Here is a 10,472-nt window from a genome sequence, read left to right as displayed (position 1 = left end):
TGGATGTGGAAGTATGGCAACATATGGAGCTGACCAGTACTAATCGACCGAGGTCTTGATCCAAGATTTTATACACTGTGCTGTTTCGAGTGATCGATGATCACCGAAAAACAATTCATATAAATGCAATTATAATTAAATAGTTTAAACTAGTATAACTAGTTCCGTAATGATGGCGGAAGGGCCACACCTGTTCCCATACCGAACACAGAAGTAAAGTCTTCCAGCGCCGAAAGTACTTGGTGGGCAACTGCCTGGGAGGATAGGACATTGCGGGACTTTTATTTAAATGAAGCCGTGCAAAAAAATACAGATATGAATATTGATTCAAGTGAGCTTGAAAATCAATATTTATATCTGTATTTTTTTATGGGGCGAAGCCCCAAACGGAGGCGTAGCGCAGCGGAGACGGAGTTGCACGGAATCATTAGACGGCAGTAAGGTTTAATCACCGCTCTTTTTATATTTTTTAGGAAGGAGCCATCTGGCGACTGACGCGACGTAGGCTTAGCGCTAGCTACGCCGAAGTGCCGCATGAGCGAGTAAAACGGCAGTAAAGTGAAGCATTGATTCAAGTTTACTTGAAAATCAATATTCATCGCTATTTTTTTATGGGGCGAAGCCCCAAACGGAGGCGTAGCGAGAGCTGCGACGGAGTTGCACGGCTTCATTAGATGGTAGTAAGGTTTGACTCTGCTTTTATATTGTAGATATGTTATGATGTTATAGATAACAATATACGATAAGGAGGAAGTATGACAAATAGAATTTTAATTATAGATGATGATAAGGAATTATGCGCTTTGATAAAGCAGAGTGTGGCGGCTGAAAATATAGATGCAGATTGCGGCTCGTCAGGCGTAGATGGGCTGATCATGCTCGAAAAGAATGACTACCAGCTGATCCTTTTAGATGTGATGATGCCGGGAATGGACGGCTTTCAGACAATGGAGAAAATACGCCAACAAAGCAGTATTCCCATTCTTATGTTGACGTCTAAAAATGATAGTATATCAAAAGTCCGCGGGCTTCGTTCCGGTGCAGATGACTATTTGACAAAGCCATTTGATATGGATGAACTGATTGCCCGGGTGGTTTCTTTGATACGCCGATATACACGTTTCAATCTGAAGGGAGAGCATTCTCATCCGATGACCTACCAAGGATTGACCATAGACCTAGATAGCCGGAGCGTGACCACGCTGACTGGTACATTTGAATTGCCCCCCAAAGAATTTGATCTTCTGCTGTTCTGTGCTAAAAATCAAGGAAGAATTCTAACGAAACAACAGATTTATGAGGAAGTTTGGGGTGAATCTTACGCTTATGATGACAGTAACATTATGGCGATAATTAGCCGCCTCCGCAAAAAGATCGAACCTGAATCCGGCACACCGTTTTATATCCAAACGGTAAAGGGGATTGGTTATCGTTTCAACAAAGGGGTGTAGACCGTGATTCGCGAGGTAGTTTTGGGCATATTGTTTTGTCTTGCACTTATTTTCGGTATGATCTGTTTGTCAAAACTGATTGGTGTTAAGCGTCAGCTTAAGGACATGATGGATGCCTTGATTGATATTGAATCTGGAAACGGTAATCGAAAAATTCTTGCTACAAACGATGAGTTGACCGCTGACCTTTCCTATAAAATAAATCAAATTGTTTATCGCTATGAAAGACAGATCTTACAGCTCAAAGCGGCGGACGAAACCAATCGTCAGATTATGACCAGTCTTTCTCATGATGTAAGAACACCACTTACAACTTTGATCGGTTATTTGGATGCCGTTCATAGGGGTGTTATAGTTGGTAAAGAGCGGGAGGAATATCTCGAGATTGCAAGACGGAAAGCACATGACTTGAAAGATTATATTGATATTCTATTCGATTGGTTTAAATTAAACTCCAGCGAATTCGCTCTAGCCATAGAGCGGGTCGAAATTGCGGAGCTGACACGAAATATTTTAAAAGACTGGATACCCATTTTTGAGGAAAGCTATTTGGATTATAAAATCGAAATTCCGGAAAAACCACTATTTACTAGGGTAGATATGGATGGATATGCCCGTATTGTTAATAATCTGGTTCAAAACGTCATTGTCCACAGTCAGGGTGGGCAGATTAAAATTGAAGTGGCAGAAAAGGAAACTGAAATAGAAATCTGTATCGAGGATAACGGGATCGGAATTGAAAAAAACGAGTTGCAACACATCTTTGAAAGACTATATAAATGTGATAAAGGTCGTTCTGATAAGGGCAGTGGATTGGGACTGTCCATTGTTCGGCAGATGGTTGAAAAAATGAAGGGCAGAATTACTGTTCAAAGTGAACCACATCAATATACTGTTTTCACTGTCTTTTTACCACTAATTGAGTGAAGAATCCCTGCTACGGCAGGGATTCTTTTTTTAAAAATTGCAAGGTTAATACAAGGTTGCGGCAAGGTTAATGCAACGTTGGCATGGTAAACTTATTTCAACAAGAAAAGGAGGTTCTTAGTTTGAGTGATTTTATAATCGAAACAAAAAATATTACAAAACAATATGGTGAGCAAAAAAGTGTTGCTAACTTGAATATCCATATTAAAAAAGGCCGCATCTATGGACTACTTGGTCGAAATGGCGCCGGAAAAACCACGACCATGAAAATGCTGCTGAATCTAACGCGACCTACTTCCGGAGAAGTTAAGATTTTTGGAAAAAGTATTCAGGGAAATGAAAAAAAAATTCTACCCCGTATTGGTAGTTTAATTGAATCACCGGGATTTTATCCCAATTTGACAGGAACGGAAAATTTAAAAATATTCGCTCAGCTTAGAGGTGTTTCTAAGCGTGATGCTGTTTCAAGTGCATTAGAGGTTGTCGGGTTGCCGTACAGAGATAAAAAGCTGTTTTCTCAGTACTCCCTCGGTATGAAGCAGCGCTTGGCAATCGCACTTGCCATCATGCATGACCCGGAACTACTGATTTTGGATGAGCCGATCAATGGGCTTGATCCAATTGGGATTGCCGAGGTACGTTCGTTTATTCGGGAGCTGTGTGATGCGAAAGGGAAAACCATTTTAATTTCCAGCCATATTCTTTCAGAAATCGCCCTGTTGGTCGATGACATTGGAATCATTGACCAGGGTGTATTACTGGAGGAGGAGAGTCTTGCTGAACTGGAAGAAAAAAACGGCAAATACATTCACTTTATTGTTTCTGATTCAGCGCAGGCAGCCAGAATCATGGAGAGAAATTTTAGGGTAAATAACTTTACAGTGGAAAATGATCACAGCTTACGTCTTTATGATAATAATTTGTCTGTGGCGAAATTAAACCGTACTTTTATTGAAAGTGGATTGGAGGTATCGGAAGCCCACACGTGTGAAGATACTTTAGAGGATTACTTCAAACGTATAACCGGAGGTGAGGGCATTGCATAACCTGTTTCTTAGTGAATTTAAAAAATTCAAAAGAAAGAAGATATTTTTTTTAGGAATTTTGGCGGCTTTCGTTTTTCCTCTTTTTAATGCTGTATTACTATCAGGTTCGGATTTTGCAAGTTTTCAGTCAGGAGTAAGAGAGGACAACGCCTTCTTGCTTTTAATGCCCCTGCTGATTATTCTGGCAGCTAATCTGTTTTTTGTCGAGCAGGATCATGATACGCTAAAAAATCTGCTTAGCATACCGGTATCAAAAGATCAATTGGTTATTGTGAAGTTATTAGTTTTGCTACTTTTTTCGTTTGCTTTTCAACTAATGGGGTTTACAGTCAGCACGGTGATAGCTATTTTTCAAGACATTCCGTTGAATGGTTTTATATTTCAATTATCGCTTACAACAGCGATGGGGATACTCATGTGGGCGGCTGCGCTTCCCTGTATTGTGTTGGTTGTGTGGTTTAATAAAAGTTACATTCTATCAGTAATTATCGTCTTCTTTTACTCGTTGCTAAATTATGCGATGCGTCTTAGCGAAGTGGTTCTGATGCAGCCTTTAGGGCTAAATATCGGAACACTGATGCCTGTTCCTATTATTTTTCGGTGGCTCTACCAATTTTATGAGCCGATCGGTGAAATTCAGACAGAATTTTACAATCGTTTCAGCCAATATTTTATAGCGACACCGGTATGTTTTGGTGTGCTTTTGTTGGAAGCAGCAGTTTGCGTTTGGCTGATGATCTGGATTTATCGGCGCCGAGAAATTTAGAGAAAGGGGGTATCTTTTGTGCTTGGCATTATAAAAACCGAATTTTTAAAATTAAAGAGATTTCACGTTTTGCTCATTGGTCTCATTGGCATGACACTTCCGGCAATTTTGTCGGTATTCACACAAGCAGTTGCCACCCCAGAGGTGACGACACAGAATTTTGACTTTTTCGCGCTCTTTAACAGTACCATATGGAATAGTGCAACCATTTTTATGCCTGTCATTTTCACTTTAATTGGAGGCTATCTAATCAGCCGCGAATATACAGATAATACTTTAAAAAATATCTTGACGGTTCCAGTAAGCTTTCAGCGGTTACTATTTGGAAAACTCCTGGCAATGGGAATCTTAAGTGTACTGTTTGGGTTTTACAGCTATACAATAACGCTGATTGTCGGAGTACTGTCCGGTATTTCAGGTCTGAGCGCTGTTGTTTTATGCACGGGTCTTTTACAGATGTTAGGAATATCAGCTTTTACATATATAGCGGTTCTGCCCATCATCGCTTTTACAAGCAGGAAACCGGGAATTTTTATGGGAGGCGTTATTGTGTCTTTTTTGTTCGGATACAGCGCTATGTTTATTAAGGATGTCACGATGCGAAGTCTGTACCCGATTCTATCAGGATTGACGGTGATGAGATTTGATACGGGAACATTCATGAATACTTCCGAACACGGAAATCTTACTCTATCCATGTTATCCATTACGGTAATGCTTTTGCTTACAATCACGATTGTGAGACTAACAAATCCACCACAAGCAGTTTTTAAGCGGAAAAAACATAAAAAAACCGATATTCTCATCAGAAAGAGGTCAAAAGGTCGATGATTTTTTCAGGAAAGGTGGTATTTTGATGAAAAAGCGACTATTTGCCTTTGTGGCAATCGTCCTTTTAATAGGGGTTCTAACCGGCTGCGAAAAAGATGAAATTCTTGAGGCATACAATTATGCCATTCAAACGGCTGGTGATTACATTGTCGTAGCCGGTCAGATCCAAATTGAGCTTGATCAGATCAGATAGTGCTAGATCATCCTCTTTAAAGTGTGTTGTGCTCAGTTCTGGAAATAAAATCATCCTGCAGAACCTTAGGCATTTCGACGAAATAGACGGAAAAGCCGGCAATGCGTACGATTAGATTTCTAAATTCTTCCGGATTTTTCTGAGCCTGATAAAGCGTCTCTGTGTCAACAACATTAAACTGTACCTCCATGCCACCATTTTCAAAGTAAGTGCTCATTAATTGACGAAGCTTCTCAACGCCTTCTTTATTCGCGACACAGGAAGGGCTGAAGCGGAGGTTCATTTGGTCGCCATTACCGAGCATTCTTTGAGGCAGTTTAGAGACCGTATTCAGATAGGCGGTAACCCCATTTCGATCAAAGCCCTGTCTGGCGGAGATGGCTTCAGCAAGAGGCTCACCTTTTTGTCTGCCGTCAGGTGTGGCATCAGTTTTTGAACCATAATCAACATGGACAGTCATGGTGAAGGTTCCAAATGCCCAGTTACCGCCTCTGGGATTGGTGGCAGCAGAAACGTGATCATTCGCTAATTCCATCACCCAGGCCGCCAGCTCATCGACCTCATCAATGTCATTTCCGTAATGGGGAATGTCAAAAACAATGGCTTGATGGAGGGATTCGTAGCCTTTCCAGTTGGCACATAAGGCGCTATAAAGTTCTTTGGTTGTAACGGTCTGATCATCAAAACATAATTTTTTGATGGCTATTAGAGAATCCGCTACATTGCCGATTCCGCAACCGGTTAGTCCTGTTGAGTTATATTTGCAGCCGCCAGAAAGTGCATCCCTGCCGCTTTCGACACAGCCATCCATGGTCGTAGAGGCAACAACGGCAGGAAAATGATCGGCGTACATCAGCTCAAAACAATTTCCCCCGGTTATCTGCCAATCGAGAAAGTACTTTAACTGGGCAGCAAATGCGTCCTTGAATTCGTCAAAGGTCTTGTAATCATAGAGGTAACCCGTTTTGAGACCTTTTGAGAAATCCGTCAGCGGATTTGTGCCATTGTGGATGGCCATAATAATGGGTCCTAAAAGGTTAAAGAATACTTCAGAACCAGGACCACCACTGGCAGACCATTCATTTCCAGAGCCGGAAGGTTCGACACATCCGATAATACAATAGTCGCGCGCATCCTCCAGAGTTCGTCCACGCTTGAGTAGCATCGGTATGATCAATTCATCATTTTCAAATGAGGGGACCCCACCGCAGGCCTTACTTGATTGAATTGCTAACTCCCACACATCGGTAGGCGTGTTCTTATGGATGCGAATGTCAACGGAAGGATCAGCGAGAAACATCCGACCAGTAGTATGAAGCAGACATCGGGTTAACGCATTTGTGGCATCCGATCCATCTTTTTTAATGCCTCCGATGGTGAAGTGATGACCGCCGGTATTATAGGAATAGCCTTTTCCGCTATACATTTTTGACAACATGTCGTTTGTACTCATGCGAACCTGAATAAGATTATCGTTTAATTTAAGGAAAAAAGCATCAGCATATTCTTGGAGTGTCGCCATTGTGAGGGTTCCTGATTTGAGTTCAGCCTCGGCGAACCAGCCAGCGTATTGGTCGACTCGCCCTTGCGATAAGCCATGTTGCTGACCGTCGGCGACAAGCATGATCTGATAGAGAACAACACATTGCAGAGCTTCCCAGGTATTTCGAGCCGGATGCTCCATGATCCAGTTAAGGGAATCAGCCATGTTAAGCAGTTCGGCTCGGCGCTCAGGATCAGCATGGTTCTTGGCCTGGCGGGCGCATTCTTTAGCATATCGCTTAGTAAAGACAAGGGCCGCATCGCAGACAATATCGGCGGCCTGATAAAAGAGAAATTTGGCGGCATCATTGCCGTAGATCTGGCCTTGCAGCTGATCCATTTTTTCGCGAATTTCACGTTTAATTCCGCCAAATCCGTAAGAAATGACTTTCTGAAAGTTGGGACTGTAATGCCCCTGAGGGACACCGCCTAAACTGGGTTTGCGGGCAAAAAAATCGGAGCACCCATTGCCTTGAAAACCTTGCAGAACCGGAGGAATGCTTTCTAAATAGCGGGCTGAAAGTGATCGATCCAGCCAATATTCGGAAGCCTCTTTAAAAATATCCCGATCGGAGTCACTCATATAGGCAAAGGCGTCTTCACTCTGCCAAGCGCTTTTAAAACCGGCATCATCATGAGTTGCTTGATGAAGCCAGGAGGCATCCCACTCAACAAAGCTGTTTAGGGACCGGTAAGAGCGACCAATCTGACCCACAAAAATATCTTCATCTTCGACCAAAATGGTTTTATTTAAGCACCACTCATAAAGACAATGAGCGCGCTTTAAGATGTTGGGCTCCGCTTCGTGTGTCTTGTAGTAGTCGGTATAAATTTTGGTCCGTTCACCATCTAGAATCGTGCGTCCCTTATTAGCGGCATCACGCTTGTCACGCAAGCGCTGGATGCGGGGACTGATTGCTGCAAATTTAAACATTAAAAAGACCTCCTTAAAAATATCGTCACGTTAGCCCCAGATTAAAGGCATAATAGTAACTAAATAGACTTAGTGTATTTGAACAGGTGTAAAATAGGTTTCTAAGAGTTGTTTGTAGCTTTGCATAAGCTCATCACTTGGTGATTTTAAATCTTTAAGCTGATTTTCTGTTCCCAGTTTATCATATTTGAGAAGGCCCAATTGATGATAGGGAAGTATTTGGAGTAGCTCGACTGAGGGACTAAGGGCCTGGATGAACGCACCGGTGGCGCGTAGATTTTCTTCAGAATCATTGATGCCGGGAATGATAGGAAAACGAAATTGAATTTTTCCTCCCGCTTCAACGAGATTTTTTGCGTTTTCAAGGATCTTGTCATTAAAAACCCCGGTGTACTTCTTATGCTGGTTTGTATCCATGTGTTTTAAGTCGTAGAGATATAAATCAACATAAGGAAGGGTTCTCTTCAGGGTTTCCCACGCGGCAAAACCAGTTGTATCTAAACAGGTGTGGATGTTTTCATTTTTGGCCGCTTTTAATAGTGCTACCGTAAAATCAATTTGTGCGAGGGCTTCACCGCCGGAGACGGTTAGACCACCGCCGGAGTTATTGTAATAGGCCCGATCTTTTAAAATTCTTGCCATGACATCGGTAAGTTTCATGTCGTGACCTGAAGCAACAAGGGCGTTTGACTTGCATACATGCACGCAGTCGAAACAATTTGTGCATTTATCACGATCAACGTCAATAAGCGAAATTTCGCTCTTGTGCAAAGGTGAATGCTTTGGTTTATCAGTTTTTAAGGCATTATGCTTACAAACGGACAAACACAATCCGCATGCTTCGATGCCAATGCATTTCACTGACGTATACGACAACACATAATGAAATGGAATTGATTCGGGATTATGACACCAGCGGCAGCAAAGTGGACAACCGCTGAGAAAAACGCTCGTTCTAATCCCCGGGCCATCATGAATGGAAAACCCTTGAATATCATAAATTCGACCTATTATTTCTTGATTCATGGCACTCTCTTCCCTTTACAGTTTATTGCAAATTCGAAACGCTTTACAAAAAAAACGTTTGTTATTAAAAATTCTATAGCAGTGAAACCGTTTAAACAATGATATATCAGGACCAGAAAAATTTTTTTGCGTCCTTAGAGAAGTATCATTTATTCTTATACATACAATAGAATGTTTGAAATAGGACAAAATGAGTAAAAAAGATGTCCTCTTTATTCATTGTAGAGAGGATAGTGAGTCGCTATAATCAAGTTAACCAAGTTTAATTTTGGAAATAGCATAAGTTTTACAAAGCGTTTTTAGATTGGAATTAAAAGAAAGGAAGCGTGAGAAAAAAACGTGATGAGATAAGATGAAAAAACTTGCAGAAAAGGGAAATGTCCGGGTTTTGTGAAAACGATTAAATTAGCGTATTTGGATAATTTTTGTGAAGTTTTTAAACTTCATAATTTGTAACGGCTTAGCAAGAAGTCGAAGCTTAAGGGGAAAAAGGAGGAAAGTGTAGTGAGTGTTAATAATGTGGGAAGCGCAGCAAGTATTGAGAATGTGAGAAGTTCAGAATTCTCGTTAAGTACTGGAAGAGCGACGGCCTTTGGTACGGCGGAAGTTGGATTTGGACTGATGATGCAGGTGGCAGTTAGCTACTTTGCGTATTTCTTAACCGATATTGCGTTATTGGGACCAGCGATTGTTGGGACAATGTTACTCATCAACCGGATTGTTGATGCAATATCGGTACCACTAACTGGTGCGATCATCGAGAAATCGAACCTGCCGTGGGGAAAATACCGTTCCTGGATGATGATCGCTCCGGCCGTGGTGGCTTTTTGTTTTATCATGATGTTTAGAGTGCCAAGTGGGATGAGTGAAGTGGCAATGGCGATCTATTTTTCGGTATTCTATATGCTCGGTCATATATTTGTGAACTTTAGTTATGCATCCCGGTTTTCGCTCCTGCCAGCAATGGGTAATACACCTAAAAGCAGGATCATGGTGGCATCGAGAACCAATCAGATGAATACCGCAAGTCGGATTCTTTTTAGCCTGATATCATTGCCACTGATTATGTGGCTGGGTGGGGAAGAAGTCAGAAATGCCAGAGGGTTCTTTCTCTACATGCTGATTTTTGCGACGCTGCAATGGGTCGGTTATATGATCAGTGCACGGGCAGCAAAACCGGTCGATATTCCGGGACGATGGCCGAAAAAGAATGTGCCAACTGGTCGTGAGATGATCAACCAGGTGGTAACCAATAAACATCTGATCATTCTGATGCTGGCGGAGTTAGGGAGATTTACAGCCGCTTTGTCGCTGGCGGGATTTGCTGTTTATTTTTATCAGTATGTCGCCGGCGATATGGCGCTTGTTTCAATGTATTTCTTAAGCCTGACAGTCGGTGGCTTTGTTGGGAATCTGATTGGACCACAAATTGCCAAAAGACTCGGCACTAAAAAAACCTATATTATTGGATTGTTCGGGCAAGCGTTTTTCCTTGTGCTGGCATACTTTATTGGTAGAGAACCAATGGCCTTCCTGGCACTGAGTGGTCTAGCCTCGCTATCAAGTGGTTTTGGATTCTCAATTTCAGGGGCGGTATATTCAGATTGTGCCGACTACGCAGAATGGAAAACAGGAAAATCTGCAAAAGGAATTGTGATGTCCCTTTCCGCATTTCCAATTAAAATAGCGATGGTTATTTCAGGCAGTATCGCAGCTTATGCGTTAGCAGCAATTGGCTATGTTGGTGGAATGCCTC

Annotated in this window: 9 protein-coding genes and 1 rRNA gene; 8 read left to right on the top strand and 2 right to left on the bottom strand. The window is 42.0% G+C overall.

The window, feature by feature from the left end:
- Positions 1-162: 162 nt before the first annotated feature.
- From rrf to U2P91_RS17215, 7 genes are all read left to right on the top strand, one after another.
- A 5S ribosomal RNA gene (gene rrf / locus U2P91_RS17245) occupies positions 163-279 on the top strand.
- Between the two features lie 476 nt (positions 280-755).
- Positions 756-1,451 carry a response regulator transcription factor gene (locus tag U2P91_RS17240; RefSeq protein ID WP_111888489.1) on the top strand — a complete coding sequence of 232 codons (696 nt, stop codon included), beginning with the start codon at positions 756-758 and terminating at the stop codon, positions 1,449-1,451.
- Between the two features lie 57 nt (positions 1,452-1,508).
- A complete protein-coding gene (locus U2P91_RS17235; protein WP_204355401.1) occupies positions 1,509-2,378 on the top strand; it encodes a sensor histidine kinase in 870 nt (289 codons plus the stop codon).
- A 122-nt stretch (positions 2,379-2,500) separates the two neighbouring features.
- Positions 2,501-3,424: an ABC transporter ATP-binding protein gene (locus U2P91_RS17230; protein WP_322520072.1), complete on the top strand. Its 924-nt coding sequence runs from the start codon at positions 2,501-2,503 to the stop codon at positions 3,422-3,424.
- Positions 3,417-4,190 carry an ABC transporter permease gene (locus U2P91_RS17225; protein WP_322520071.1) on the top strand — a complete coding sequence of 258 codons (774 nt, stop codon included), beginning with the start codon at positions 3,417-3,419 and terminating at the stop codon, positions 4,188-4,190. The genes U2P91_RS17230 and U2P91_RS17225 overlap by 8 nt, the downstream gene beginning before the upstream one ends.
- Before the next feature lie 18 nt (positions 4,191-4,208).
- Positions 4,209-5,021: an ABC transporter permease gene (locus U2P91_RS17220; RefSeq protein ID WP_322520070.1), complete on the top strand. Its 813-nt coding sequence runs from the start codon at positions 4,209-4,211 to the stop codon at positions 5,019-5,021.
- A 25-nt stretch (positions 5,022-5,046) separates the two neighbouring features.
- The gene (locus U2P91_RS17215) at positions 5,047-5,214 is read left to right on the top strand and encodes a hypothetical protein (RefSeq protein ID WP_322520069.1); all 168 of its coding nucleotides are present in this window, start codon (positions 5,047-5,049) and stop codon (positions 5,212-5,214) included.
- A gap of 16 nt (positions 5,215-5,230) precedes the next feature.
- Here U2P91_RS17215 and U2P91_RS17210 read toward each other — a convergent pair whose 3' ends face one another.
- On the bottom strand, positions 5,231-7,690 hold the full coding sequence (locus U2P91_RS17210) for a glycyl radical protein (RefSeq protein WP_322520068.1): 2,460 nt from the start codon (positions 7,688-7,690) through the stop codon (positions 5,231-5,233).
- Positions 7,691-7,759: 69 nt separating this feature from the next.
- Positions 7,760-8,716, bottom strand: a complete 957-nt coding sequence (locus U2P91_RS17205) for a glycyl-radical enzyme activating protein (RefSeq protein ID WP_111888483.1) — start codon at positions 8,714-8,716, stop codon at positions 7,760-7,762.
- A 504-nt stretch (positions 8,717-9,220) separates the two neighbouring features.
- Here U2P91_RS17205 and U2P91_RS17200 point away from each other — a divergent pair.
- On the top strand, positions 9,221-10,472 hold a 1,252-nt coding region (locus U2P91_RS17200), incomplete at its 3' end, for an MFS transporter (protein ID WP_322520067.1).

The sequence above is a fragment of the Acetobacterium sp. K1/6 genome, from assembly GCF_034438075.1.
Taxonomy (GTDB): domain Bacteria; phylum Bacillota; class Clostridia; order Eubacteriales; family Eubacteriaceae; genus Acetobacterium; species Acetobacterium carbinolicum.
Note: the sequence above shows the minus strand (reverse complement) of the source record. Positions and strands in the feature narration are given on the sequence as shown.

Bases quoted from the DNA above. Each gene is read 5' to 3' on its own strand.
- U2P91_RS17240 (WP_111888489.1), top strand. From the start codon at position 756: ATGACAAATAGAATTTTAATTATAGATGATGATAAGGAATTATGCGCT.
- U2P91_RS17235 (WP_204355401.1), top strand. From the start codon at position 1,509: ATGATCTGTTTGTCAAAACTGATTGGTGTTAAGCGTCAGCTTAAGGAC.
- U2P91_RS17215 (WP_322520069.1), top strand. From the start codon at position 5,047: ATGAAAAAGCGACTATTTGCCTTTGTGGCAATCGTCCTTTTAATAGGG.
- U2P91_RS17210 (WP_322520068.1), bottom strand. From the start codon at position 7,690: ATGTTTAAATTTGCAGCAATCAGTCCCCGCATCCAGCGCTTGCGTGAC.
- U2P91_RS17205 (WP_111888483.1), bottom strand. From the start codon at position 8,716: ATGAATCAAGAAATAATAGGTCGAATTTATGATATTCAAGGGTTTTCC.